This is a genomic window from Pseudomonas sp. Q11 (assembly GCF_024494355.1).
Classification (GTDB): Bacteria; Pseudomonadota; Gammaproteobacteria; order Pseudomonadales; family Pseudomonadaceae; genus Aquipseudomonas; species Aquipseudomonas hefeiensis.
In genome coordinates, this window is sequence record NZ_JAKNQY010000006.1 from 1 (window position 1) to 24,023 (window position 24,023).

At 61.8% G+C, this 24,023-nt stretch carries 23 protein-coding genes and 1 pseudogene; 12 read left to right on the forward strand and 12 right to left on the reverse strand.

Going from position 1 to position 24,023, the window contains the following annotated elements:
* Positions 1 to 338 precede the first annotated feature (338 nt).
* Genes MA884_RS08450 through MA884_RS08465 form a run of 4 tightly spaced genes read right to left on the reverse strand, consistent with a single transcriptional unit; the run spans position 339 to position 3,442 of the window.
* Entirely contained in the window at positions 339 to 1,694 is a 1,356-nt protein-coding gene (locus MA884_RS08450; protein WP_256230023.1) for a 4Fe-4S binding protein, read from the reverse strand.
* Positions 1,682 to 2,536 (reverse strand): FTR1 family protein, encoded by an 855-nt coding sequence (locus MA884_RS08455; protein ID WP_256230024.1) that lies wholly within the window; start codon positions 2,534 to 2,536, stop codon positions 1,682 to 1,684. The genes MA884_RS08450 and MA884_RS08455 overlap by 13 nt, the downstream gene beginning before the upstream one ends.
* Before the next feature lie 22 nt (positions 2,537 to 2,558).
* The gene (locus MA884_RS08460; RefSeq protein WP_371134749.1) at positions 2,559 to 2,909 is read right to left on the reverse strand and encodes a cupredoxin domain-containing protein; all 351 of its coding nucleotides are present in this window, start codon (positions 2,907 to 2,909) and stop codon (positions 2,559 to 2,561) included.
* A 2-nt stretch (positions 2,910 to 2,911) separates the two neighbouring features.
* Complete coding sequence (locus MA884_RS08465; RefSeq protein ID WP_256230025.1) at positions 2,912 to 3,442, reverse strand: iron transporter; 531 nt, start codon at positions 3,440 to 3,442, stop codon at positions 2,912 to 2,914.
* Between the two features lie 202 nt (positions 3,443 to 3,644).
* Here MA884_RS08465 and MA884_RS08470 point away from each other — a divergent pair, with 202 nt between their 5' ends.
* Positions 3,645 to 3,878, forward strand: coding sequence for a DUF3079 domain-containing protein (locus MA884_RS08470; protein WP_256230026.1), 234 nt, complete (start codon positions 3,645 to 3,647; stop codon positions 3,876 to 3,878).
* A 188-nt stretch (positions 3,879 to 4,066) separates the two neighbouring features.
* On the opposite strand, the gene MA884_RS08475 is transcribed toward MA884_RS08470, so the two are convergent.
* Together MA884_RS08475 and MA884_RS08480 are read right to left on the reverse strand one after the other, a co-directional pair.
* Positions 4,067 to 6,067 carry a U32 family peptidase gene (locus tag MA884_RS08475; RefSeq protein ID WP_256230027.1) on the reverse strand — a complete coding sequence of 667 codons (2,001 nt, stop codon included), beginning with the start codon at positions 6,065 to 6,067 and terminating at the stop codon, positions 4,067 to 4,069.
* Positions 6,068 to 6,184: 117 nt separating this feature from the next.
* Positions 6,185 to 7,753 carry a sensor domain-containing diguanylate cyclase gene (locus tag MA884_RS08480; protein WP_256230028.1) on the reverse strand — a complete coding sequence of 523 codons (1,569 nt, stop codon included), beginning with the start codon at positions 7,751 to 7,753 and terminating at the stop codon, positions 6,185 to 6,187.
* Between the two features lie 259 nt (positions 7,754 to 8,012).
* Here MA884_RS08480 and MA884_RS08485 point away from each other — a divergent pair, with 259 nt between their 5' ends.
* The 3 genes from MA884_RS08485 to MA884_RS08495 are packed head-to-tail and all read left to right on the forward strand — an operon-like array spanning position 8,013 to position 9,375.
* Positions 8,013 to 8,537, forward strand: coding sequence for a chalcone isomerase family protein (locus tag MA884_RS08485; RefSeq protein WP_256230029.1), 525 nt, complete (start codon positions 8,013 to 8,015; stop codon positions 8,535 to 8,537).
* Positions 8,534 to 9,073 (forward strand): DUF3833 domain-containing protein, encoded by a 540-nt coding sequence (locus tag MA884_RS08490; protein WP_256230030.1) that lies wholly within the window; start codon positions 8,534 to 8,536, stop codon positions 9,071 to 9,073. Before MA884_RS08485 ends, MA884_RS08490 begins: the two co-directional genes overlap by 4 nt.
* Positions 9,070 to 9,375, forward strand: a complete 306-nt coding sequence (locus MA884_RS08495) for a DUF6482 family protein (protein ID WP_256230031.1) — start codon at positions 9,070 to 9,072, stop codon at positions 9,373 to 9,375. Before MA884_RS08490 ends, MA884_RS08495 begins: the two co-directional genes overlap by 4 nt.
* Before the next feature lie 29 nt (positions 9,376 to 9,404).
* On the opposite strand, the gene MA884_RS08500 is transcribed toward MA884_RS08495, so the two are convergent.
* Genes MA884_RS08500 through MA884_RS08525 form a run of 6 tightly spaced genes read right to left on the reverse strand, consistent with a single transcriptional unit; the run spans position 9,405 to position 14,370 of the window.
* A complete protein-coding gene (locus MA884_RS08500; RefSeq protein ID WP_256230032.1) occupies positions 9,405 to 9,893 on the reverse strand; it encodes a DUF2878 domain-containing protein in 489 nt (162 codons plus the stop codon).
* Positions 9,893 to 11,161 carry a cyclopropane-fatty-acyl-phospholipid synthase family protein gene (locus MA884_RS08505; RefSeq protein ID WP_256230033.1) on the reverse strand — a complete coding sequence of 423 codons (1,269 nt, stop codon included), beginning with the start codon at positions 11,159 to 11,161 and terminating at the stop codon, positions 9,893 to 9,895. Before MA884_RS08505 ends, MA884_RS08500 begins: the two co-directional genes overlap by 1 nt.
* Positions 11,133 to 11,948, reverse strand: coding sequence for a DUF1365 domain-containing protein (locus MA884_RS08510; protein ID WP_256230034.1), 816 nt, complete (start codon positions 11,946 to 11,948; stop codon positions 11,133 to 11,135). Before MA884_RS08510 ends, MA884_RS08505 begins: the two co-directional genes overlap by 29 nt.
* Positions 11,945 to 13,192 carry an NAD(P)/FAD-dependent oxidoreductase gene (locus MA884_RS08515; protein ID WP_256230035.1) on the reverse strand — a complete coding sequence of 416 codons (1,248 nt, stop codon included), beginning with the start codon at positions 13,190 to 13,192 and terminating at the stop codon, positions 11,945 to 11,947. Before MA884_RS08515 ends, MA884_RS08510 begins: the two co-directional genes overlap by 4 nt.
* Positions 13,193 to 13,195: 3 nt before the next feature.
* Positions 13,196 to 13,951: an SDR family oxidoreductase gene (locus MA884_RS08520; protein ID WP_256230037.1), complete on the reverse strand. Its 756-nt coding sequence runs from the start codon at positions 13,949 to 13,951 to the stop codon at positions 13,196 to 13,198.
* The gene (locus tag MA884_RS08525) at positions 13,948 to 14,370 is read right to left on the reverse strand and encodes a nuclear transport factor 2 family protein (protein WP_256230038.1); all 423 of its coding nucleotides are present in this window, start codon (positions 14,368 to 14,370) and stop codon (positions 13,948 to 13,950) included. The genes MA884_RS08520 and MA884_RS08525 overlap by 4 nt, the downstream gene beginning before the upstream one ends.
* Before the next feature lie 429 nt (positions 14,371 to 14,799).
* Here MA884_RS08525 and MA884_RS08530 point away from each other — a divergent pair, with 429 nt between their 5' ends.
* From MA884_RS08530 to MA884_RS08565, 8 genes and pseudogenes are all read left to right on the forward strand, one after another.
* Positions 14,800 to 16,140, forward strand: coding sequence for an NAD(P)/FAD-dependent oxidoreductase (locus MA884_RS08530; RefSeq protein ID WP_256230039.1), 1,341 nt, complete (start codon positions 14,800 to 14,802; stop codon positions 16,138 to 16,140).
* Positions 16,140 to 16,550 carry a RidA family protein gene (locus MA884_RS08535; RefSeq protein ID WP_095144154.1) on the forward strand — a complete coding sequence of 137 codons (411 nt, stop codon included), beginning with the start codon at positions 16,140 to 16,142 and terminating at the stop codon, positions 16,548 to 16,550. The genes MA884_RS08530 and MA884_RS08535 overlap by 1 nt, the downstream gene beginning before the upstream one ends.
* Before the next feature lie 10 nt (positions 16,551 to 16,560).
* Positions 16,561 to 17,235 (forward strand): DUF1028 domain-containing protein, encoded by a 675-nt coding sequence (locus MA884_RS08540; RefSeq protein WP_256230040.1) that lies wholly within the window; start codon positions 16,561 to 16,563, stop codon positions 17,233 to 17,235.
* Entirely contained in the window at positions 17,228 to 18,397 is a 1,170-nt protein-coding gene (gene argE, locus MA884_RS08545) for an acetylornithine deacetylase (protein ID WP_256230041.1), read from the forward strand. The genes MA884_RS08540 and argE overlap by 8 nt, the downstream gene beginning before the upstream one ends.
* A 15-nt stretch (positions 18,398 to 18,412) precedes the next feature.
* Positions 18,413 to 19,906 carry an aldehyde dehydrogenase gene (locus tag MA884_RS08550; RefSeq protein WP_256230042.1) on the forward strand — a complete coding sequence of 498 codons (1,494 nt, stop codon included), beginning with the start codon at positions 18,413 to 18,415 and terminating at the stop codon, positions 19,904 to 19,906.
* Between the two features lie 65 nt (positions 19,907 to 19,971).
* Positions 19,972 to 21,421: pseudogene (locus MA884_RS08555) on the forward strand (APC family permease).
* On the forward strand, positions 21,418 to 22,800 hold the full coding sequence (locus MA884_RS08560; protein ID WP_256230043.1) for an aspartate aminotransferase family protein: 1,383 nt from the start codon (positions 21,418 to 21,420) through the stop codon (positions 22,798 to 22,800). The pseudogene MA884_RS08555 and the gene MA884_RS08560 overlap by 4 nt, the downstream one beginning before the upstream one ends.
* Positions 22,801 to 22,850: 50 nt before the next feature.
* Positions 22,851 to 23,891 carry an ABC transporter substrate-binding protein gene (locus MA884_RS08565; protein WP_256230044.1) on the forward strand — a complete coding sequence of 347 codons (1,041 nt, stop codon included), beginning with the start codon at positions 22,851 to 22,853 and terminating at the stop codon, positions 23,889 to 23,891.
* Positions 23,892 to 24,023: the final 132 nt, after the last annotated feature.

Consider the following 24,023-nt stretch of genomic DNA (forward strand, 5'->3'; position numbering starts at 1 on the left):
GGTTTCGTGTGGTTCCAAGGTATCGTGAACGCCAGCAATCCACCGTGGGAGCAAAGCTTGCTCGCGAGGCGTCTGCACAGCCAACACTTCCCCAACTGACCCACCGCGATCGCAAGCAAGCTTTGCTCCCACAGGGTTTCGTGTGGTTCCAAGGTATCGTGAACGCCAGCAATCCACCGTGGGAGCAAAGCTTGCTCGCGAGGCGTCTGCACAGCCAACACTTCCCCAACTGACCCACCGCGATCGCAAGCAAGCTTTGCTCCCACAGGGCTTCGCGAGGTTCCAAGGTATCGTGAACGGCAGCGATCCGCTGTGGGAGCAACGCTTGCGCCGCGTGCTCACCATCCCCAGAACTGCAACCACCAGCCATATCCCACCAGGCCGTTGGCCAATACCAGGCAGGCCATTGCGAGTAGCCGCCGGGGTGCATGTTCCAGGCGCTTGTAGCCCAACCATAGGCTCCAGGCGATTGCCGCAACCAGCAGCGCGGCCCGAGCCGGTTGCACCCAGTCGAGCAACAACCCTTCATAGCGCAGCAGTTTGACCGTGGTGGCCGACAAGCCGAGGAACAACCCTGCACCGCCGAGGGGCGTCAGGGTGATGGCTAAGGGCCAACATTGTGCAGGATCGCCTGAGAGTCTTGCCGCCAGACGCATCAACAGCATCAGCGACGTGCCCAGCAGCAAGGCACTCGTGCCCAAGTAGGCGACGATGCAAAAGCCATCGAGCCAACTGAAGCTGTCATTGAGTTGCGGATAGTGGGTCAGCAGCCACCAAGGAGCGTTGTCCTGCAACGGCCAGAACAGCTCATGGACGACCAGCCATTGGGCCAGGCTCTGTTTCAAGGCAATGAACCAGGGGCTGACGGTCCACTGAAAGGCCCCCATGGCCAGGCCAATGACGCCGAACAATAACAAGCGCGCGTCCCAGGGCGAGAGGGTGGTTGCCGTTGAGTGAAGGATTTCCTGGTTGCTGGAGCGAGCAATCAGGCGCACCGCATCGCGCTGGCCGCTGCAGCGACCACAGGCGTGGCAATCGGCGGCGCCGCGCATCCGGCGAATGTCCAGCAATGGCGCGCAATTGGGGGGAGGGCGGCGCGGCGCGGGGTTTTCCAGCCAGCGTTGTTCGTCCACCTGAAAGTGCACCGGTGCCAAGCGGGCGAGCAGGGCGAAGACGCCACTGACCGGACACAGGTAGCGGCACCACACCCGCTTGCCTCGGGCAAACAACAGGCCAACGATCACCGCTGCGACGGTCGAGCCTCCCAGGATCAGCAGCGCCGCCTGGGCATAGTCATAGACGCTGATCAACTGCCCATAGATCGTGGTCACGCAGAATGCCAAGGTCGGCCAGCCGGCCCAACGTATCCCGCGCGGCACGCCCAGGCCTTTGCCATATTGGCTGGCCCATTCACTCAAGGCGCCTTCAGGACACAGCACGCCACACCAGAGCCGGCCAAACAACACGATCGACAGCAACACGAACGGCCACCAGATGCCCCAGAACAGAAACTGCGCGAGCAGCGTGAGGTTGTCGAACAGGCGAGCCTGGCTGCTGGGCAATGGCGACAGCGCCGGCACCACCAGCAGCACCGCATAGAGCAGCACTACCGCCCATTGCACGGCGCGAATGATTGCGCCGTGGCGGCGCATGCCATCACCCAGGCGTTGCAGCCAGGGGTTCAAGTCGGACATGGCAGCGTTTGCGTTTTGCGTGGGCGTAGCCAGCCGGCGACCAACAGCCAGTAGCCAAGCCACCCCAACAAAGTCATGGCACTGGGACTGGCTCGATACCCGGTGAAATCCGCCAGGAAACCACCCAGGCCATGGCCGTCATCCAGTACCGCGCTGCTGTCCCAGAGCGCGTCGCCGATCCCGTGATAGACCACTTCGGGCCAGTCCATCGCGAGCAGCTGTCCGCTGATCCGTTCGATGGCGCTGACCAGCAACGCCGCTCCCAACAGCAACAGAATGGTTTCGCTGATGGCAAAGAAACGCGGCCATGAGATGAACCGTCGACTGCCGTGCAGCAGGGAGATGGTCAGCAGCGCCAGCAGCAGACCGGCTACCGCGCCCACCGCGAACAAGCCCAGTGGCGCCCCTTGCAGACGCGCACCCGCGCCATACAGGAAGACCACGGTTTCACTGCCTTCGCGGCTGACAGCCAGCAGCGCCAACACCATCAGCCCCCATCCACCCTGGCGGCTCAAGCGATGGTCGGCGTGACGCGTCAGATCCTGTTTCAGCGTCCCGGCGTTTCGGTGCATCCAGCCGACCAGTTGCACGATCAGCAGACTGGCGACCAGCGCCAATGAAGCCTGGAACCATTCATTGGCCGCGCCGCTCATGGCTTCGCCGGCCAACAGAATCAGACCGGCCAATACGCCCGACAGCAGCAAACCCAGGGCCACGCCAGCCCACACGAACCGCAGCAACTGGCTGGCCTGTTGCTGCCGGCTGACCCAGGCCTGGAGTATGCCGATTACCAACAGCGCCTCGACGCTTTCGCGCCAGACAATAAACATGGATTGAGTCATGCAAACACCTCCTGTTCGCCGACTACTGGGCGAGGATGCCGCCCTCGGGCAGTTGCGGATTGAATTCATCGAAAAATGGATAGTGCCCGGGACGTAGCGGGTGAATGACGACAAAAGTCGTGACGCCGGGCGACAGGACCTTTTCGACCCGCAGCGGCGTGCTTTCAAATTCCGCCGGACCCTGACCGACGTTTTTCAGCACGATCTTGAAGCGCTGCCCAGCCGGCACTTCCAGCAGCGGCGGGGTGAAATGCCCGTCGCGCATGCTCAACTCGTAAGTCAGCAGTTGGCCATGGGCGATGGAAGGCAGCAGCAAGCCGGCCAGCATCCACCCGGCCAGCTGTCGCGGTGTTCGGCTCGTTGAGCGACGCATCCTCAATACCCGCCTTTTTTGCCTATCCCGGCGTAGACGAATTCGTAATGCAGTTCACAGCGTTCGAACCACGGCGCCACGCCGGTTTCCTTGTCGGTATGTCGGCCGAGGGAACCATGGCCGCCTGGCGGCAGAACGGTGAAGGTCACTTGGTATTTGCCGGGGCCCAGCAGCTTCACGTTGTCGCCATAATGCGGCCCGTCATTGGCCACCATGGCGTGAAAGTCGCCCTTGAGCGGGGTGTCGTTGCCCTGCTTTTTCAGTTGGAACGACACGTTGAGGTAGGGCACGAAGCTGCCTTCCTGAAAACCCTGCTGGTTGTCTGCCGTGGCGCGGATATCGGCCTCCAGGTGAACGTCGGAATCGGCGGTTGGGCGCATCATGCCGGCCGGGGCCATTTCGATCGGTTGCAGGTACACCGCGCCGACCTCCAGGCCCGGGCACATTTGCGGTTCACCAATGGGATATTCCTTGGCCTGGGACAGGGGGGCGAGAAACAGAAGGGCGAGAGACAGCGGAGCAAGCGTGCGCATGTGAAGACTTCCTGAGGACTAAGGGATGGCCGAGTCTAGGAAGCTTTGCTGCGAATAATAATGATTCTTGTCAATTTTCAGGGCAATTTTACCCACCGTGAGCACCGCTACAGTCATGCAGGCTGTTCTTGACCGATATCAAGGGCACCTTGGCCCTGGCACGGTAGGGTACGGGTACACCCATCGGCTAAACGGGGTCGTCATGGCAAAGCCTTTTCCCATCAGTCCGAAACATCCCGAGCGCATTTGCTGGGGCTGCGACCGCTATTGTCCGGCCAGCGCGTTGGCGTGTGGCAACGGCGCTGATCGAACGATGCACCCGGCCGAAATGATTGGGGAGGATTGGTACCTGCATGGTGATTGGGGGGTGGAGCTGGCTGACACGGCGGACAAGGCACCGGTTGAAAGCCCCAATCACGCTGTCGAAATGAAGTAAACCTGTGGCGAGGGGATTTATCCCCGCTGGGCTGCGCAGCGCCCCCATGAAAGCATCGGAAAAGCCAATCCCCGGTTTGCTGATCCACCGTTATCACGAGCAGACTCGCTCCTACACGGGTTGCAAAATGGTCACAAGATCGGTGACCACCCCCAATCCCCTGTGGGAGCGAGCCTGCTCGCGATTGCTTAATGCGGCGCGCGAGGGATCGTCTTGAGCAGGTCTTCCGGGCTGATGTGACCGACGATTGGCTCCGCGCTGCTGCCCGGCAATGGCAGGCCGAGGATGTGCCCCTTGATCTTGCCCACCACATGCATCTCGCAGGGTTTGCAGTCGAACTTCAGCGTCAGCACCTCGTCACCATGGATCAACTGCATCGGCGCAACCTTGGTGCGCACGCCGGTGACGCCCTTGGCCTGCTTGGGGCAGAGGTTGAACGAAAAGCGCAGACAGTGCTTGGTGATCATCACCGGTACTTCACCGGTTTCTTCGTGGGCCTCGAACGCTGCGTCGATCAGTTTCACACCGTGGCGATGATAAAAATCCCGGGCCTTCTGGTTGTAGACGTTGGCCAGGAACGACAGGTGCGACTCCGGGTACACCGGCGGCGGAGTGGTCTCGGCCTTGCGCCCCCCTCGGGGATGGGCCTCGACGCGGGCGACGGTCAGGGCTTCGATGACCTCGCGGCGCAATGCCTTGAGCTGTGAGTTGGGAATGAAATACGCCTGTGGCGCATCCAGCTCAATGGCGGTGGCGTGGTACTCGGTGGTGCCCAGTTGGCCGAGCAGGTCGTGCAGTTGCTCCAGCGCCTGTTCCGGCTTGTTCGCCAATCCGAATGGCCCGTCCAGGCTGACGCTGGCGCTGACGCCTTCTTCGCTGGTGGCGGTCAGGTCCAGGCGCTCTTCGCGCAGGCGTGCGACCCAGGCCAGGCCCACCCGGCGCTCGGCGGAGGTCTTGAGCAGGGCTTGCTGCCAGTTGTGGTCCAGGTTGCGGCTCAGTGGATGATTGGGGCGCAACGCGTGCAACCCTGCCGGCATTTCATTGGGCTCGACGCGGTAGCGGTAACGCTTCAGGCCATCTTCCTCGAACTCGCCCCTGGGCTCGGCGATGTTGGCGCGAAAGCCCACCACTTCACGCTTGACCAGCACGTTGAGGCCATCGCCGTTGGACAGCGGATCAAAGGTCACGACTTGCAGGTCGCGCTTGCCGACTTTCTCCACCACGCCCACCGGCACGCCGGTAAAGGTCGGGGAATCGAAGGCGCCGATGTCGATCTTGCGGTCGCTGACGAAGTAGTCGGTGCTGCCGCGATGGAACGTCTTCTCCGGGTCGGGCAGGAAGAAGTGCGCGGTGCGACCGCTGGAAGCGCGGGCCAGGTCCGGACGGTTTTCGAGGACATCGTCCAGGCGCTGGCGGTAGTAGGCAGTGATGTTCTTCACATAGCCCATGTCCTTGTAGCGTCCTTCGATCTTGAACGAACGCACGCCGGCTTCCACCAGGGCACGGATGTTGGCGCTCTGGTTGTTGTCCTTCATCGACAGCAGGTGCTTCTCATAGGCAACCACCCGGCCCTGGTCATCCTTGAGGGTGTAGGGCAGGCGGCAAGCCTGGGAGCAATCGCCACGGTTGGCGCTACGGCCGTTCTGGGCGTGGGAGATGTTGCACTGGCCGGAAAACGCCACGCACAGCGCGCCGTGGATAAAGAATTCGATGGCCGCGTCGGTCTCGTCGGCGATTGCGCGGATTTCCTGCAGGTTCAACTCCCGTGCCAATACCAGTTGGGAGAAGCCAGCCTGATCAAGGAACTTCGCCCGTGGCAGCGTGCGGATGTCGGTCTGAGTGCTGGCGTGCAGTTCGATCGGCGGGATGTCCAGCTCCATCACCCCCAGGTCCTGGACGATCAACGCATCGACACCCGCATCGTACAACTGGTGGATCAACTGGCGAGCCGGCTCCAGTTCGTTGTCATGCAAGATGGTGTTGATCGTGGTGAACACCCGGGCGTGGTAGCGATGGGCGAACTCCACCAGCCGGGCGATATCGCTCACCTCGTTGCAGGCGTTGTGACGCGCGCCGAAACTCGGGCCACCGATGTACACGGCGTCGGCGCCATGCAGGATGGCCTCGCGGGCGATGGTCACGTCGCGGGCGGGGCTGAGCAATTCCAGATGATGTTTGGGCAAGGACATGTTTTTTTATCAGGCTGATCACGGTCGAAGCGCGCATTGTAGCCGCCAGGGGGCCGGCAGGCACCTGCGGACTTGGATTTGCCCGATATGACCGATATGTGGCTTCGCTCCGTGGGGTCACCCCGGCGAAGCATCAGGGCTGCACCAGCGGTTTCTCCCGGTGTTTTTTGCCAGATACAGGAAGGCATCAGCGGCCTTGATCAGCATGGCCGGGGTCACGTCCTCGGTGCTCGGCCGGCAGGTGGTGAGGCCCGCGCTGGCCGTGACCAGGCCCAATGGATGGTCGCCATGCTCGATGTTCAGCGCCCTGATGGACTCCAGGATTTCTTGTGCGATCCTGGCCGCACCCGCGCTGTGGGTGTCGGGCAACAAAATGGTGAATTCTTCACCACCGTAGCGCACCGCCAGGTCACCGGGTCGCTTGATCGCTTGCTGGATCGCTCCCGCGGTCGCGCGCAGACAGTCGTCCCCGGCAGCATGTCCGTATTTGTCGTTGTAGCGTTTGAAGTAATCGACATCAAGCATGATCAGGGCCAAAGAAGTGTCTTGGCGCCTGGCCCGGCGAATCTCATCGGCCAATGCAATGTCCAGCCGCCTGCGGTTGCCCAAGCCGGTCAGGCCGTCGGTCAGCGCCATATCCCGCATGGTTTGGTGGGCGCTGCGAATCTGTTTCTCCATGATCATTCTGTAGCGCAACTGGCTTAACACAATCAGCCCGAAGCCTGCGAGTATCACGATCAGGAACACCAGTACGAAGCCGGTCTTGAGCAGGTCGTGGCGCCAGGGGGCGATGATGGATTCGCGAGACAATCCGGCTTCGACCACTAGCGGATAAGTGGTCAAGGCTCGGTAGCCGTAAACGCGTTCAGTGTCGTCGACGACGGCCCTGGCCTCGGCGACCCCCTGATTGGAGTGGGGCAAGTGGTCACGGAAGATCACGCTATTGGCCAGGCTCTTGCCGACCACCGAGGCGACGAAGGGCCGCCGGACCAGAATGGTGCCATCTCGCAGGGCCAGGACCAGAGCGCCCTTGTCGTCGATCTTGAAGTCGCCATAGTAGTCCACGAAATAGCTGACCTTGACCGTGCCCAGCAGCACACCGGCAAACGAGCCGTCAGGATTGTTCAGGCGGCGGGAGACGGGGATGATCAGGTCGTTGGTGGATCGGCTCCTGATCACCTCGCCGATTCGCACGTTTCGATCCTCGTGGGTGCGGTGATACTGGAAGTACTCGCGGTCGGCATTGTTCGCCAATTCGGGGGTCACTTCCTTGTCCGTCACTATCCACTTTCCGTCGGGGCCGTAGATAAACAACCCGTGTAACTGCGGCATGATGGCCGACTGCTGCACCAGCAGTTTATGGATGCGCGGGATGTCGATGTTCTGCAGGCCATCGCCTTCCACTCGCTCACTGAGCGCGGCAGTCACCACGTCCACTTGCCGGATGGTGTCTTCGGCGTGCTGGGCGGTCGCCCGCACCAGGTTCGTCACCGAGTCGCGGGCGGAGGCAAAGGCTGCGCGATAGTCACGCCATGTTCTCCAGCCTTCAACGGCCAGGAATACCATCACCACCACGAGCATGAAACTGATGGTGAGCCGCAATGCAGCTCCGGCCCGCGCTACCTGAGGGGGAAAGGATTCGTCAGCACTCTCATTCTTTAGTCGCGGCCGTTTGCGTCCGAGCATTAACATTTCCTTCTACAGCACGACTGCGCCTTAATTAGGGCGCAGGCTACTTTATTCGACAACAGCACGTTAGCTGATGGATTCGAAGCAGTCACAGATCGCGACAGTATGGTTGATATAAAAGGCATCACCCAAAGCGCCTTTCAAAAAAGCTGTACAAATAATACTTCATGTACAACTATTGAGCGACCTTCGGCAATCCAGTGATGCTTTTTCAATGGTTAGGTCGTTTGCGTTCAAAAAAAGCCTGAGCCGGTTCATGACCTGCGTTTTGCTGCTTTACGCCAGCCAGGCTCTGTGCGACTGGCGCACGGTACTGCCTGACGCCCGTCTGGTGGGGCAGGCTGATTATTCCTGGTACGGGTTCGATCTCTACCAGGCCAGGTTATGGAGTTCGGCTTCGCAACCCAGCCTGGAAACACCGCTGGCACTTGAGCTGAATTACCGCCGCACGATCAGCAAGCAAACACTGGTGCAAGCGAGCATCGAGGAGATGCGCCGTATCGCGGGTAAAACCCTGGACCCCGTACGGCTCGACAGTTGGACCGATGACATGCGGCGCTCCTTCGTCGACGTCAGGCCAGGCAGTCAAATCACCGGGCTTTACCTGCCTGGCAAGGGTTGCCGCTTTTATGTTGATGGGCGCTTGACCCATGAAGTCGCCGACCCATCGTTCGCTCGAAATTTCTTCGCCATCTGGCTCGATCCCCGCACTCGGCACCCGGAGTTGCGGCAACAGCTGCTGGGGCTCAATAACACGCGCGTGGAGGGAAAAACACCATGACTCGGTTAATGGTTGTACTGCTTTTAATGATGAGTTTGACCAGTTGCGGGAACGTGAATGTCGATCGTTATGCAGACCAGCAACCGCAGCTGGACCTGGTGCGTTTCTTCAGTCAGCCAGTCAAAGCCTGGGGCATATATCAAAAACGTTCCGGCGAGGTTATCAAGCGTTTCGAGGTGCAGATACTGAGTCGGCGCGAAGGCGAACGGCTGATACTCGATGAGCGCTTTCTCTACAGTGATGGCAGCCGACAACGGCGGATATGGACGCTGACCCCCGACGGCCCGGGGCTCTGGCGCGGTCGCGCCGACGATGTGATCGGCGAGGCGCGGGGAGAGGTGGCCGGCAATGCGCTGCGCTGGCGTTACCAATTGAACCTGCCAGTAGACGGATCGACTTACGAAGTGACTTTTGACGACTGGATGTACTTGATGGACGAAGACACGATGATCAACCGTTCGAGCATGAGTAAATTCGGCGTCGAGTTGGGCCAGGTCACGTTGTTTTTCCGTCGTCAGGGCGCGGAGGTACCATGAACCTGCAAACCCTGATTGAGCTGGCCATCGAAGGCCGGGTACACGAGCTTGAGTTGTGGTCGCTGGAGGGCGGTATCTACGTGTTGCGTGCGCGACTGGACCGCGGGTTTCGTACGTTGCTCGACGACTCGGGACGAACATTGCACTTGCGCTCCACCACCCATTTGCGCGAGTTGCTGCGTGACGTGCCGCGCTTACCCTGCATGTTGGTACAGCATGTCGTTCACGATGAAATGTGTGGCCAGCGTGAGGGGCCGATAGAGCCTTTGCGCGTGCCACTTTTTCTGGATGAACCCTGGTGAATGATGTTCGCGTTGTTCGTGGGCAGGCTTCAGCGCGAATCAGCCAGGCGCAACGCCAACGGCAGCCATAGTGCCCACAAGGGCGCCAGCACCAGAGCGGTTCCCAGGGGGCCCAGGGGCAACACAACGCCGGCCAGCGGTGCTCCGGCGCAATAGGCCAGCGGCCCCCCCACCATGCCCACCAACGCACCGCGCCATACAGGCTGCACGGCCCAGGCCAGGCTGTGCCGCAAGCTTGTGGCAAACACCAGCCAGAGCAGCGCCAGCCAGAGAGGCAGGGCGGTCTGAGCGAATTCGAACAGACCCAACGCTCCCAGGCTCCAGTCCAGCACCATGCCGCACAGCCCCACGCGCATCACCGCACGAAACTCGGCCCGGGGCTTTGGGCAAAAGCTCAGGTGAGCCAGCAATCCTGCAGCCACAGCCAGGAGCCACCAGGCATTCTGTGCACCCAGCACACAACCCCACCAGCCCAACTGGACCCAGAGTGCGTTGACTATCAGGCCCACGCGACTCATCAAACCTCCCGCCGCTCCAGCAAAGAGGCCTGACGTGCCCCTGGAGCGGCAAAGAGCAGTTGCGCGACGCCGATGGCACGTTCCTGGAATCCGCCTTCGCAGTAGCACAGGTAGAACTCCCACAGGCGTTGGAAGGTTTCGTCGTAACCTAGTTCCTGGAGGGCTTGGCGTGATTGCCGGAAGTTCTCGTGCCAGTGTTTCAGCGTGTGGGCGTAGTGCGCGCCGAAGTCTTCCAGGTGCAGCAGGTTGAGCGGGGTTTGACGGCTGGCGGTGTTCAGCAAGACGGACAACGACGGCAACGCGCCACCGGGAAAAATATGCCGCTGGATGAAGTCTACCGAGCGTCGTGCCTGCTCATAACGCTGGTCGCGAATGGTGATGGCTTGTAGCAACATCAGGCCGTCATCCTTGAGCAGTGCGCAGCAGCGTCGGAAGTATTCGGGCAAATAGCGATGGCCGACAGCTTCGATCATTTCGATCGAGACCAGCTTGTCGTAGCGCCCCTCCAGATCGCGATAGTCCTTGCACAGCACCTCAATGCGCTGCTGTAGGCCCAACGTCTCGACGCGCCGGCGGGTATGGCCGTACTGCTCGTGCGACAAGGTCGTGGTGGTCACCTTGCAGCCATACTGGCTGGCAGCGTAAATCGCCAGGCTGCCCCAGCCGGTGCCGATCTCCAGCAGATGGTCACCGGGCCGCAGGTCGAGCTTGCGACAGATGTGTTCGAGCTTGTTGAACTGGGCTTCTTCCAGGCTTTGTTCGGGACTTTCGAACATGGCGGCCGAGTACATCATGGTGGGGTCGAGCAAGCGCTCGAACAAGTCATTGCCCAAGTCGTAATGGGCAATGATGTTGCGCCGTGAGCCGCGTCGGCTGTTACGGTTGAGCCAGTGCAGCCAACGCAGCACCGGACGGCCGAGGCGAGCCAGGCCGCTGTCCATTGCATCGAGCACGTCCAGGTTGGCGACGAACACACGGGTCACCGCCGTCAGGTCGTTGCTGCGCCAATACCCCTGGATGTACGCCTCACCGGCGCCGATCGAACCGTTACTGGCGAGCATGCCCCAGACGGCGTCGTCCAGAATTTCGACTTCGGCCTGCAAAGCACTGGCCGGATCGCCGAAGCTTAACGATTCCCCATCGAGCAGCAGGCGCAAGTGGCCTTGGCGCAGCCGTCGCAATTGGCCGAGGACGACGTGCTTGAAGACGCCGCCGTTGAACAGGCGAAAGCTGCCGGCCTTAGTAACGCTCAGGGTGGGTTCGGGCATGGTCGGGGTCCTTGTGGGCGGTTTCGCCGACGCTCAGGCCGTTTTGGCTGGCCTGATGGTCGTGCAGGGGCGTGCGTTTGAAGAGCAGGCGCAGGGCCTGGCAGTAAATGGCGCTCAAGGTGCGCAAGCTCATCCACGGGAAGGCCAGGAAGTGACGACGCACGGCCGCGGCGTCCAGAGGCTGGCGCTTGAGCGCAAGGTCGGCCTCGAACACCTTGATGCCCTCGCGCCAGTTCTCCATATGCACCCGGATATGTGAGTCCCCGACCAGAAAACGCATGCGGTAGTCCATGTCCCGGGGCAGGAACGGTGACACATGGAACGCCTTGGCCACCCGGAACGCATGGGGTTCACCGGGGCTTACCGGCAACACATAGTGATAGCGCTCGCGCCATGGAGTGTTGCGTACCTCACAGAGAATGGCCGCCAGACGCCCATCGGTTTCATGGCAGAAATAGAAACTCACCGGATTGAAGGACAGCCCCCAACTGCGCGGTTGGGTCAGTAGCTGGATTGCACCCTGGGGGGCGGTGCCCACGGCCTCGGCAAGCAATTCGCGCACGGCGTCGACCAAGGGGATGCCCAGACGTGTGCGAGCGGGTAGGTAATCGCACTCGCGCCAGCACAGCGGTGCCAAGGGCCAGCCCCGCAGCAGGCGGGACAGGCCCAGCACCTGGCTTTGTTCGGCGAGATCCAGATAAAACATGCCGATGGGGTATCGGAATCCATGGGCGCGGGGTGAGTAGCGGCGATGGTCGATCCAGCCGCGGCACAGGCTGCTGTTCAAAGGTGTTCTCCAAAATGCCCGGCCACCCCCAGCGCACTGACCACACCGTCTTCATGGAAACCATTGGCCCAATAGGCGCCACAGAAATAGCTGTGCTGGCGCCCTTGCAGATCACCCTGGCGGGCCTGGGCGGCGACGCCGGCGAGGCTGTATTGCGGATGCGCGTAATCAAAGCGAGCCAGGACCTTGGCCGGATCCACCACGTCACTCTGATTGAGGCTCACGCAGAAGGTGACCGGGGCATCCAGGCCCTGGAGGATGTTCATGTTGTAGGTCAGCGCGGCAGGCGCACGCATTGAACCGCCCAGTCGGTAATTCCAACTCGCCCAGGCCTGGCGGCGCTGCGGCAAGACACCGGTGTCGGTATGCAGCAGTACTTCGTTGCTGGCGTAGGCCAGGGCACCGAGCACCTCACGTTCCGCTTTGCTTGGCGTTTCAAGCAGCGCCAGGGCCTGGTCGCTGTGGCAGGCAAACACCACTTTGTCGAAACGCTCAAGTCCCGCCGCGCTGAGTATGTCCACCCCTGTCGCGTCGCGGCTCACGCGCTGCACCGGGCAGTTGAGCCGGATATGCTGGCGAAAGTGCGCGCATAACGGGTCGATATAACCCCGCGAGCCGCCCTCGATTACTCGCCATTGTGGCCGTCGGTTGACCGATAGCAGGCCGTGGTTATGGCAGAAACACAGGAAGAATTGCAGCGGAAACTCCAGCATCCTGGCAGGCGACATCGACCAGATCGCCGAGCCCATGGGCACGATGTAGTGGTCGATGAACCGTTGTCCATAATTGTGGACATGCAGGTAATCGCCCAGCCGGGTGGTGCTGTCGATGCGTTGCGCCTTCAAGTCGGCCGTGGCCTGCCGGTTGAACCTGAGGATGTCCTGCAACATGCCCCAGAAACCCGGCGACAGCAGGTTGCGTCGTCGGGCGAAAAGGCTGCGCAAGGTATGCCCCTTGTACTCCTGGCCAGTGGCTGGGTCATGCACCGAAAAGCTCATCTCAGTGGGACGGGAAGCCACGCCCAACTGGTCCAGCAAGCGGATGAAGTTCGGGTAGGTCCAGTAGTTGTAGACAATGAAGCCGGTGTCCACCCCATAACGCTGGCCCTGCCATTCCACGTCCACGGTGTGGGTATGGCCGCCGATCCGGTCGTCGGCTTCGAACAGGGTGATCTGGTGCTGGCGAGCCAGCAGGTACGCGCATGTCAGCCCCGATATGCCGCTGCCGATGATTGCGATGCGCATGCTTCAAGACTCCTGGGAAGATCGTGCCAGGCGCCGGCCAAGGGCCAGGCGCCAACTGGCGGGCAAGCGTCCGAGCAGGCGCAGGACGAAGGTGAAAAACCATGGGAAAGCGATGTCCAGCGGTCGCGCCGGCAGGCGCTGGGCGATATGCCGCGCCGCGCGTTGTGCCGACCAGCGCATGGGCATCGGGAAGTCATTGCGGCGGGTCAGCGGGGTGTCGACGAAACCGGGGCTTATCAAGGTGACATCGATACCCTCGGCGGCCAGGTCGATGCGCAACGATTCGAACAAATAGCGCAGCGCCGCCTTGGATGCGCCATACGCGCCGGCTCGCGGCAAGGCCAGCCAGGTAACCGCGCTGCATACCCCGACCAAATGTGGGCGTTGGCCTCGGCGCAGCAAGGGCAAGGCCGCTTCCAGACAGTGGCTGGTACCCAGCAGGTTGGTGGTCAATACCCGTTCGACGAGATGCGTGTCGAAGTGCCCCGGCTCCAGGTATTCGCAGGTTCCGGCGTTGAGAATCACCAGGTCCAGCGCACCCCATTGAGCGTCGATGGTCTGGCAAATATCGGCCACTTGCGCCGGATCGGTCAGCTCACCCGGCAGCACCAGGACCTGGTCCTGATAACGAGTCGCTAACGCTTGAAGGGGGGCGATCTGGCGCGCACTCAGCGCCAGCCGGTGTCCTTGCTCAAGAAGCTGCGAGGCCAATGCTGCACCGATGCCGCTACTGGCACCGGTCAACCAGATGCGACTCATGCCAGCCTCCGCTTGAGCCAGCCGATCATCGAGCCAAACAGTGGAAGGTGCTCGTAGAGCAGGGCGCCAGCGTCGAAGAAATCCTGGTGCAGGTAGACCCGTTCGTTCCAGCGCAAATAACTGCAGCCTTGCAGTGAGATCAATGCACCGCCGGCCAGACGTGGGTGGCTGTAATGCAGCGTCCAGCGTAGATAACCCTCGCCGGGGCCGACCTCATCAAAGCCATGGAAGTCGTAGCGCACCTGATCGACGTTGGCATACATCTGCGCGAAGTAGTTGCGCAGGGCAGGCAGGCCTTCGATCCGATGCAACGGGTCCTGGAACTGAATGTCGGCGCTGTAGAGTGCATCGAGCTCGGCCAGGTGACTGGCGTCCAGCTCGGCAAAGGCGCGGGCAAAACGCTGGAGGTAGGCGGACATGTCAGGCTCCGAATTATTGTACAGGCAATTATTCCTGTACAAGTTTTGAAGCCTACTGCACGACTTGTACGTTTTAAAGCATTTTGTATAGGTATTTGTAAAGTTGTATAACTTTGCCACTGAACAGAGCCCGGTCGTGTCCGGGCTCGGCTGTTTCAGTGAAACGACTGAATGTCAGCCAAGTGTGTTGCACAAGCCACGAATCGCCTCGCAGGCCTGGCGCAAAGACGCATCGTCCAAGGCGTAGGCAATACAGCAGCTTTTTCCTTGTCTGCAACGATAAAAACCCTCGTTTCGCAAATCCCCGCCTGCTAACACAATCGCTTCGACACCTCCTGTCGATAGTCGCAAACGTAGAACAACAAAAAATCCAAACCCGAGGCGGCGCCATGCCGGCCTGAACCAATCCACTGCCGGAAGTGCACAGACATGCCCGTTGAGACAATACAGATAGACACGCTTGTTATAGGTGCCGGCCAGGCCGGCGTGGCCATGAGTGAACATTTGAGCCGCCAAGGGGTGCCTCATCTTGTGGTGGAGCGCAACCGCATTGCCGAAGCCTGGCGTACCGCGCGTTGGGATTCGCTGGTTGCCAACGGCCCCGCCTGGCATGACCGCTTTCCAGGGTTGCAATTCCAGGGGCTCGACCCCGATGCCTTCGCCACTAAAGATCAAGTGGCCGACTATTTCGAAGCCTATGCCAAAAAATTCAACGCGCCGATCCGTACCGGTGTGGAGGTCAGGAAGGTCGAGCGTAACGTCGGCCGTCCGGGCTTCAGCATTGAAACCAGCGCGGGTCTGATCGAGGCCAACCATGTGGTGGTTGCCACCGGGCCCTTCCAAAGGCCGGTGATCCCGCCCATCGCCGCTGATATGGCGAAGGTCACCCAGATGCACTCTGCTCAATATCGCAATCCCCGGCAGCTGGCCGAGGGCGCGGTGCTGGTGGTGGGGGCGGGTTCGTCGGGGGTGCAGATTGCCGATGAATTGCAGCGCGCCGGCAAGCAGGTCTACCTCTCGGTGGGCGCCCATGATCGCCCGCCACGGGCCTATCGTAACCGGGATTTCTGCTGGTGGCTGGGGGTGCTCGGCGAGTGGGATGCGGAGGCCGTTCAACCGGGCAAGGAACACGTGACTATTGCCGTGAGCGGTGCCCGTGGTGGTCATACGGTGGACTTTCGCAGGCTGGCCCACGAGGGCATCAACCTGGTGGGCCTGACGAAGTCGTTCAACGGTAGCGTCGTGACGTTTGAGTCCAACCTTGCCGAAAACATTGCCCGTGGCGATGAAAACTACCTGGCGCTGCTGGATGCCGCCGATGCCTACATTGCCCGTAACGGCCTGGACCTGCCGCCGGAACCTGAAGCCCGCCATCTGTTGCCTGACCCCCACTGCCTGACCCATCCGATCCTGGAGCTGGATCTGGTCGACGCTGGCGTGACCACCGTGATCTGGGCCACCGGCTACTCGGTGGATTACAGCTGGCTGAAGGTCGATGCGCTCAATGCCAATGGCAAGCCCCGGCACCAGCGGGGAGTTTCCAGCGAACCGGGTGTGTATTTCGTGGGCCTGCCATGGCTGTCGCGGCGCGGCTCGGCGTTCATCTGGGGCGTATGGCACGACGCCCGGCATATCGCCGACCACATCGCGAAACAGCATACCTATCTCAGTTACCGGGACGCTTCGCAGCGCCAGAACGTCGACGTTCAGGACTCCGCACTCGATAGCGATTCAAACAGTTCGAAAACCAGCCTCATGGGAGCCCGTTGATGCCTACCCACACTCGCATTCGCATGTTCAACACCCAAGACACCTATCCCAACCAGACGCTGGACAACGACTTGTGCCAGGCCGTGCGGGCCGGCAACACCGTCTACGTGCGTGGTCAGGTCGGCACTGATTTCAACGGCCAGTTGGTGGGTCTGGGCGATCCGCGCGCCCAGGCCGAACAGGCCATGCGCAACGTCAAGCAATTGCTGGAAGAGGCCGGCAGCGACCTGAGCCATATCGTCAAGACCACCACTTACCTGATCGACCCGCGCTACCGCGAGCCGGTGTACCAGGAGGTTGGCAAATGGCTCAAAGGGGTGTTCCCGATTTCCACCGGCCTGGTGGTCAGCGCCCTCGGCCAGCCGCAATGGCTGATGGAAATCGACGTGATCGCGGTGATCCCCGAATAAGGAGTACACCATGACTTTTTCCATTGTCGGGCGCTGCGCCGAAACCGGGCAGTTAGGCATCGCCATCAGTTCCTCGAGCATCGCCGTCGGCGCCCGTTGCCCCTGGTTGCGGGCGGGTGTGGGGGCGGTGTCGAGCCAGAACATCACGCTGCCGGCCCTTGGTCCGCAGATCCTCGACGAACTGGCCGGCGGCGTGGCCGCGCAAGAGGCAGTTGACCGCGCCCTGGCGCGCAATGGTTACAGCCAGTACCGCCAAGTGGCGGTGGTGGATGCCCACGGGCGCGCGGCGATTTTCAGCGGCAGCCACACCTTGGGCACCCATCACGCGCTGGCCGGTGAGCAATGCGTGGCGGCCGGTAATCTGTTGGCCGGTGTGGGCGTGATCGACGCCATGGTTACGGCATTCGAGCACAGCGAAGGTTGTCTTGCCGCGCGCCTGATGAGTGCCTTGCAGGCCGGGCACGGCGCAGGTGGCGAAGCCGGAGCGGTGCATTCTGCGGCGCTGTCGGTGGTGGATGAACTCACCTGGCCGATTGTCGATTTGCGTGTCGACTGGGCTGAGGAAAACCCCATTGCTGAGCTGGAGAAACTGTGGCTGGCTTATCAGCCGCAACTGCAGGACTACCTGACCCGCGCCCTCGATCCGACCCAGGCCCCCAGCTATGGAGTGCCAGGTGATGAGTGAGCCGCGCAGCCGCGCACTGCTCGCCAGCCTGGTGGGCTTTGCCACGGTCAGTCGTGAGTCGAACCTGGCGCTGATCGAGTTCGTGCGTGGCTACCTCCACGATCTGGGCGTGAGCTGCGAACTGATCTACAACCCCGAGCGGACCAAGGCCAACTTGTTGGCGCGCATCGGCCCAGCGGTGCCCGGCGGCGTCGTGCTGTCCGGTCACACCGATGTGGTGCCGGTGGACGGACAGCACTGGACGGTCGATCCGTTTTGCCTGAGCGAGGCCGGCGGCAAGCTGTACGGCCGGGGCACCGCCGACATGAAAGGCTATTTGGCTTCAGTGCTGGCGGCGGTGCCGATGTTCCTCGCCAGCCCGCTTCGCCGGCCGGTGTACCTGGCGTTCTCCTATGACGAAGAGGTGGGTTGCCTGGGTGTGCGCGATCTGCTGCAAGTGCTGGCGCAGCGTGTTCCCCGGCCTGCGTTGTGCCTGATCGGCGAGCCCACCCAACTCCAACCGGTGCTGGGCCACAAGGGCAAGTTGGCGATGCGTTGCCATGTCAAAGGGGCGGCCTGTCATTCGGCCTATGCGCCCTACGGAGTGAACGCCATCGAACAGGCGGCGCGCCTGATCGGTCGCTTGGGGGAGATCGGCGCGGATCTGGCCGAACCGTCACTGCACGATGCGCGCTTCGATCCGGCGTACTCAACGGTGCAGGTGGGCGTGATCCAGGGCGGTACCGCGTTGAACATCGTCCCGGCCGATTGCCGCTTCGATTTCGAAGTGCGCGCCTTGCCGGATTTCGCCCCCCAGGTTGTCGTCGAGCAATTGCGCGATTACGCCGAGCAGACGCTGCTGCCGACGATGCGGGCAGTCCAAGGCGACACCGCGATCCGGTTTGAACCGCTGTCCGCCTACCCGGGCCTGGCAACCCCGCCTGACAGCGCCGCCGCGCGTCTGGTTGCCGAGCTGTGCGGCAGCGACGCCTTCAGCACCGTGGCTTTCGGCACCGAAGGCGGGCTGTTTGATCAGGCCGGCATCCCGGCGGTGGTCTGCGGCCCCGGCAGCATGGATCAAGGGCACAAAGCCGATGAATACGTGAGCGTTGAACAGATGGCGGCCTGCGACCGATTGATGGATCGCCTGGCGATCCACCTCAGCGAACCCAACGACCTCTGAGACAAGGAATTTGCGGTGAACGATTTCGATGATTGGAAAACCCGGGCCGCGCAACTGCGCCTGAGGAATAACGCACTGATTGACGGCTTGCCTCATGAGGCAAGCGATGGCACACGGCTGCAGGTCATCAACCCCGCCAACGGACAACTGTTGGCGAGCGTGGTGGCCTGCGGTGAACAGGATGTCGATCTTGCTGTGCTCAGCGCTCGCAAGGCCTTCGAACAGGGGCCTTGGGCACGCATGGCACCGGCCGAACGCAAAGCGGTGCTGCTGCGCCTGTCGCAATTGATGCTGGCCCACCGCGAAGAGCTGGCACTGCTGGACTCCCTGAGCATGGGCAAGCCAGTCATGGATGCCTGGAATATCGACGTACCCGGCGCCGCCCATGTGTTCGCCTGGTACGGCGAAAGCCTCGACAAACTTTACGATCAGGTCGCGCCCTCGGCGACGAATGTCCTGGCCACCATCACTCGGGTGCCGCTAGGAGTGATTGCGGCGGTAGTGCCGTGGAATTTTCCGCTGGACATGGCCGCCTGGAAGCTCGCCCCAGCACTGGCCGCGGGCAACAGCGTGGTGCTCAAGCCCGCCGAGCAGTCGCCGTTTTCGGCCTTGCGCCTGGCCGAACTGGCCCTGGAGGCGGGTTTGCCGCCAGGTGTGCTCAACGTCGTGCCAGGCCTGGGTGAGCAGGCGGGGCGGGCGCTGGGCTTGCACCCGGATGTCGATGCGCTGGTGTTCACCGGCTCTACCGAGGTCGGCAAATACTTCATGCAGTATTCGGCGCAATCGAACCTCAAGCAGGTTTGGCTGGAGTGCGGTGGCAAGAGCCCGAACCTGGTGTTCGCCGATTGCCAGGACCTGGACCTGGCGGCGCAAAAAGCCGCGTTCGGCATTTTCTTCAACCAGGGAGAGGTGTGCTCCGCCAACTCACGGCTGCTTGTGCAACGTTCGATCCACGATGAATTTGTCGAGCGTTTGATCGAGCAGGCGCAGCGCTGGCAGCCGGGCAATCCACTGGACCCGTCAAGCCGCGCCGGTGCCATCGTCGACACCCGCCAGACCGCGCGAATCATGCGGTACATCGAACAGGCTCAAGCCGAGGGCGCGCGCCTGGTCTGCGGCGGTCGACAACTGAGCTTCGAGGGTTCCAGCAACTTCATCGAGCCAACGATTTTTACCCACGTGACCCCCGCGATGCAGCTGGCGCGCGAAGAGGTGTTCGGGCCAGTGCTGGCGATCAGCGCATTCGAGGATGAGGAGCAGGCGATCGCCATGGCCAATGATCATATCTATGGGCTGGCGGCGTCGCTGTGGACCGACGACCTGAACCGCGCCCATCGCGTGGCGCGCCGACTGAACGCCGGCACCGTCTCGGTGAACACCGTGGATGCGCTGGATGTAACGGTGCCCTTTGGGGGTGGCAAGCAGTCGGGGTTCGGTCGAGACCTGTCGCTGCATTCGTTCGACAAATACACGCAACTCAAGACGACGTGGATTCAGCTGCGTAGCTGACGGCCGCTCCACAGGCTTTCCCTTAATCGATGTGTTCTCCCTAAAACAAGAAAACGGAGCAACCGATGGACAGTTCCTCAAGCGTGCAGCTACAAACCGCTATCCCATCCCGCAGTGGCCCGCGTCGACGTCTGGGCCTGAGTGCCCTGTTGGCGGTAGCCGTGGGCCTGGTCGTTTCCCAGGGCGTCATGGTGCTGATGCTGCAAGGCGCCGGGATCGCCGGCATGGGTTTTATCATACCGCTGGCCTTGGCCTGGCTGCTGGCCCTGAGTTACGCCTGTTCGTTTTCCGAACTGGCGCTGATGATTCCTCGCGCCGGTAGCTTGAGCAGTTACACCGAAGTCGCTATCGGCCAGTTCCCGGCGATCCTGGCGACTTTCTCCGGCTACGTGGTGGTGGCGATGTTTGCTCTGTCGGCAGAGTTGTTGCTGATGGAGTTCATCATCGAGAAGGTCTACCCGCATTCGATGCCGCCGCTGAGCGTCGCCCTTGGCGTGCTGTGCCTGTTCACCGTACTCAATCTGTTCAACATCGATATTTTTTCGCGGCTGCAGACCGTGTTGGCGCTGGTGATGACGGTCATGCTGCTGGTCATGGGCCTCGGTGCCCTGACAAGCGAAGGCGTCAGCAACGTATCGACGCTGGTGGCGACTGCCGGCTGGAACCCGATGGGGCTGGGGGTGATTGCCCTGACGGCACTGGCCGTGTGGGGCTTTGTCGGGGCCGAGTTCGTCTGCCCGCTGGTGGAGGAAACTCGACGTCCCGAGCGCAACATTCCGGTTTCGATGATGATTGGCCTGACCGTGATCTTCGTCATCATTTGCCTGTATTGCCTGGGGGCCTTGCTCACCGTTCCACAGGCAGAACTGGCCAGCAATGGCCTGCCGCATTATCTGTTCGCCACCACCGTGTTCGGCGAGGCGGGGCAGGTGTTTCTGGTGACCGCCGCTATCACCGCTACATGCAGCACACTCAACAGTTCCCTTGCAGCTATCCCGCGGATGTTGCTGGGAATGGCCCGCAGTGGCCAGGCGTTCGGAGTGTTCAAGCGTCAGGGCAAGCGCAGCGGTGCGCCATGGGTTGCGGTGCTGTTCGTGGCGTTGGTCACCGGCCTGCCGCTGTTGCTGATGCACGACAACCCCGACGCCATCAATCTTCTGCTGCTGGCTGCCGCACTGGCCTGGTTGCTGGCTTACGTCATCACTCACATCAACGTGATCGCTCTGCGTCGGCGTTACCCGCATGTGCACCGGCCGTTCCGCACCCCGTTCTACCCATTGCCGCAGTTGTTCGGCATCGCCGGGCATGCTCTTTGCCATCTGGCATGTTTCCCCCAGCCCCGAAATGACTGTTCCGATCTTCACCAGCGCGGGAGCGGTGCTGGGCATCGTCTCGCTGATTGCGGTGGTGTGGGTCAAGTGTGTGATGGGCAAACCATTGTTCAAGCCTGAGCCGCTGGCACCCGCCCAGGGCATCGATACCGACAAGATCAACAAGCAAGGAGACCTGCAATGAACGCACCACTGAACCCACCCCGCAGCACCCGCGAGTATCAGGCACTGGACGCGGCGCACCATATCCATGCGTTCCTCGACCAGAAGGCCCTCAATGCCGAAGGACCCCGGGTGATCGTGCGCAGCGAAGGCCTGGCGTTGTGGGACAACGACGGCAAGCGCTACCTGGATGGTATGTCGGGCCTGTGGTGCACCAACCTGGGTTACGGGCGCCAGGACCTGGCCGCCGCAGCCAGCCGTCAGCTGGAGCAGTTGCCGTATTACAACATGTTCTTTCACACCACCCATCCCGCGGTGGTGGAACTGTCGGAACTGCTGTTCAGCCTGCTGCCGGGTCACTACAGCCACGCCATCTACACCAACTCCGGCTCCGAGGCCAACGAGGTGCTGATTCGCACCGTGCGCCGCTACTGGCAGATCCTCGGCAAGCCACAGAAGAAAATCATGATCGGCCGCTGGAATGGCTACCACGGTTCGACCCTGGGCGCATCCGCTCTTGGGGGCATGAAGTTCATGCATGAAATGGGCGGGGTCATCCCGGATGTGGCGCACATCGACGAGCCGTACTGGTTCGCTCACGAAGGCGATCTGACGCCGGCAGAATTCGGCCTTCGCGCCGCGCGCCAACTGGAGGAAAAAATTCTCGAACTGGGCGCCGACAATGTCGCCGCGTTCGTGGCTGAACCGTTCCAGGGCGCTGGCGGCATGATCTTCCCGCCCGAGAGTTACTGGCCTGAAATCCAGCGCATTTGCCGCCAGTACGACGTGCTGTTGTGCGCTGACGAAGTGATCGGCGGTTTCGGCCGTACCGGTGAGTGGTTCGCCCATGAATATTTCGGCTTCGAACCCGACACCTTGTCCATCGCCAAGGGCCTGACCAGCGGCTACATCCCCATGGGTGGCCTGATTCTGTCCAAGCGCATGGCCGAGGTGCTGGTGGAGCAGGGCGGGGTGTTCGCCCATGGCCTGACTTACTCCGGGCACCCGGTGGCAGCGGCCGTAGCGATTGCCAACCTCAAGGCGCTGCGCGACGAAGGCATTGTCACTCAGGTCAAGGAGGACACCGGGCCGTATTTGCAGCGTTGTCTGCGGGAGGTTTTCGAGAGTCACCCGCTGATTGGCCAGATCCAGGGCGCCGGGATGGTGGCGGCCCTGCAACTGGCCGAGGACAAGGAGAGCCGCAAGCGCTTTGCCAATGAGAACGAGATGGCCTGGCAATGCCGCACTTTTGGTTTTGAGGAAGGGTTGATCATCCGCTCCACCCTGGGCCGGATGATCATGGCCCCGGCGCTGGTGGCCAGCCATGCCGACATCAACGAACTGGTCGACAAGACCCGTATTGCTGTAGATCGCACCGCCCGCGCTTACGGTCGCCTCTGAGTCCCGTCGCCGGCTCGTGCGGGCGAGCCGGCCTTTCGAGGAACCGCTTCATGTCCAGATCCTTGCGTTGCAATATTGCGTGTGCCCTGGCGCTGTTGAGTACCAGTGTCCTGGCCGCGCCACAGAGCCTCACCGTGATTTCCTTTGGTGGCGCCACCAAGCAGGCCCAGGACAAGGCCTACTTCCAACCCTTCAACGCCAGCGGTGCAGGAAGCATCGTCGCCGGCGAATACAATGGCGAGTTATCGAAGATCAAGGCCATGGTCGCGGCCGGCCACACCAGTTGGGACGTGGTCGAAGTCGAAAGCCCCGAACTGTTGCGCGGCTGTGAGGAGGGCCTGTTCGAAAGGCTCGATCTGAGCGCCTTGGGTGATCCGGCGAATTTTGTGCCGGGAACACTCACCGAATGTGGCGTGGCCACTTATGTCTGGTCGATGGTCCTGGCCTACGACCAGAGCAAGTTGGCCAAGGCACCCAAATCCTGGGCGGATTTCTGGAACGTTACTGAATACCCGGGCAAGCGCGGGTTGCGCAAGGGGGCCAAGTACACCCTGGAAATTGCCTTGCTGGCCGACGGGGTCAAGGCGCAGGAGTTGTACAAGGTGCTCAACACCCCCGAAGGTGTGTCGCGGGCGTTCGCCAAGCTGGACCAGATCAAGTCGAACATCCAGTGGTGGGAGGCCGGTGCGCAACCGGCGCAGTGGCTAGTGGCGGGCGACGTGGTGATGAGCGCCGCCTACAACGGACGCATTGCTTCGGCGCAAAAGGAGGGCATGAAGCTGAGTATCGTCTGGCCGCAAAGCCTGTATGACCCGGAGTACTGGGCGGTGGTCAAGGGAACGCCGAACAAGGCCTTGGCCGAGCAATTCATTGCCTTTGCCAGCCAGCCACAGGCGCAGAAGGTGTTCTCGGAAAACATCCCTTACGGACCGGTGCATCGCAAGGCGCTGGCGTTGTTGCCTGGGGCGGTCCAGGAGCAGTTGCCTACCGCCGAGGCCAACCTGGCCGAAGCCCGGGCCGTGGATGCCGAGTTCTGGGTTGACCATGGCGAAGAACTGGAGCAGCGCTTCAACGCCTGGGCCGCTCGCTAGCCACCGAACCATTCTTGCGGCGAACACAGCCTTTTGTGGCGAGGGAGCTTGCTCCCGCTGGGCTGCGCAGCAGCCCCCAACACTGGTTCTCGCGGTGTGCCAGGTTGATCCAGTCGGTTGGGTTTGGGGGCG

What these genes read in the sequence shown, in the direction of transcription:
- MA884_RS08495 (WP_256230031.1), top strand. Translation starts at nt 9,070, where the DNA reads ATGAACCTGCAAACCCTGATTGAGCTGGCCATCGAAGGCCGGGTACAC.
- MA884_RS08485 (WP_256230029.1), top strand. Translation starts at nt 8,013, where the DNA reads ATGACCTGCGTTTTGCTGCTTTACGCCAGCCAGGCTCTGTGCGACTGG.
- MA884_RS08465 (WP_256230025.1), bottom strand. Translation starts at nt 3,442, where the DNA reads ATGCGCACGCTTGCTCCGCTGTCTCTCGCCCTTCTGTTTCTCGCCCCC.
- MA884_RS08460 (WP_371134749.1), bottom strand. Translation starts at nt 2,909, where the DNA reads ATGCGTCGCTCAACGAGCCGAACACCGCGACAGCTGGCCGGGTGGATG.
- MA884_RS08450 (WP_256230023.1), bottom strand. Translation starts at nt 1,694, where the DNA reads ATGTCCGACTTGAACCCCTGGCTGCAACGCCTGGGTGATGGCATGCGC.
- MA884_RS08515 (WP_256230035.1), bottom strand. Translation starts at nt 13,192, where the DNA reads ATGCGCATCGCAATCATCGGCAGCGGCATATCGGGGCTGACATGCGCG.
- MA884_RS08490 (WP_256230030.1), top strand. Translation starts at nt 8,534, where the DNA reads ATGACTCGGTTAATGGTTGTACTGCTTTTAATGATGAGTTTGACCAGT.
- MA884_RS08475 (WP_256230027.1), bottom strand. Translation starts at nt 6,067, where the DNA reads ATGTCCTTGCCCAAACATCATCTGGAATTGCTCAGCCCCGCCCGCGAC.
- MA884_RS08470 (WP_256230026.1), top strand. Translation starts at nt 3,645, where the DNA reads ATGGCAAAGCCTTTTCCCATCAGTCCGAAACATCCCGAGCGCATTTGC.
- MA884_RS08565 (WP_256230044.1), top strand. Translation starts at nt 22,851, where the DNA reads ATGTCCAGATCCTTGCGTTGCAATATTGCGTGTGCCCTGGCGCTGTTG.
- MA884_RS08505 (WP_256230033.1), bottom strand. Translation starts at nt 11,161, where the DNA reads ATGCCCGAACCCACCCTGAGCGTTACTAAGGCCGGCAGCTTTCGCCTG.
- MA884_RS08500 (WP_256230032.1), bottom strand. Translation starts at nt 9,893, where the DNA reads ATGAGTCGCGTGGGCCTGATAGTCAACGCACTCTGGGTCCAGTTGGGC.
- MA884_RS08530 (WP_256230039.1), top strand. Translation starts at nt 14,800, where the DNA reads ATGCCCGTTGAGACAATACAGATAGACACGCTTGTTATAGGTGCCGGC.
- MA884_RS08540 (WP_256230040.1), top strand. Translation starts at nt 16,561, where the DNA reads ATGACTTTTTCCATTGTCGGGCGCTGCGCCGAAACCGGGCAGTTAGGC.
- MA884_RS08525 (WP_256230038.1), bottom strand. Translation starts at nt 14,370, where the DNA reads ATGTCCGCCTACCTCCAGCGTTTTGCCCGCGCCTTTGCCGAGCTGGAC.
- argE (WP_256230041.1), top strand. Translation starts at nt 17,228, where the DNA reads ATGAGTGAGCCGCGCAGCCGCGCACTGCTCGCCAGCCTGGTGGGCTTT.
- MA884_RS08455 (WP_256230024.1), bottom strand. Translation starts at nt 2,536, where the DNA reads ATGACTCAATCCATGTTTATTGTCTGGCGCGAAAGCGTCGAGGCGCTG.
- MA884_RS08535 (WP_095144154.1), top strand. Translation starts at nt 16,140, where the DNA reads ATGCCTACCCACACTCGCATTCGCATGTTCAACACCCAAGACACCTAT.
- MA884_RS08520 (WP_256230037.1), bottom strand. Translation starts at nt 13,951, where the DNA reads ATGAGTCGCATCTGGTTGACCGGTGCCAGTAGCGGCATCGGTGCAGCA.
- MA884_RS08560 (WP_256230043.1), top strand. Translation starts at nt 21,418, where the DNA reads ATGAACGCACCACTGAACCCACCCCGCAGCACCCGCGAGTATCAGGCA.
- MA884_RS08480 (WP_256230028.1), bottom strand. Translation starts at nt 7,753, where the DNA reads ATGCTCGGACGCAAACGGCCGCGACTAAAGAATGAGAGTGCTGACGAA.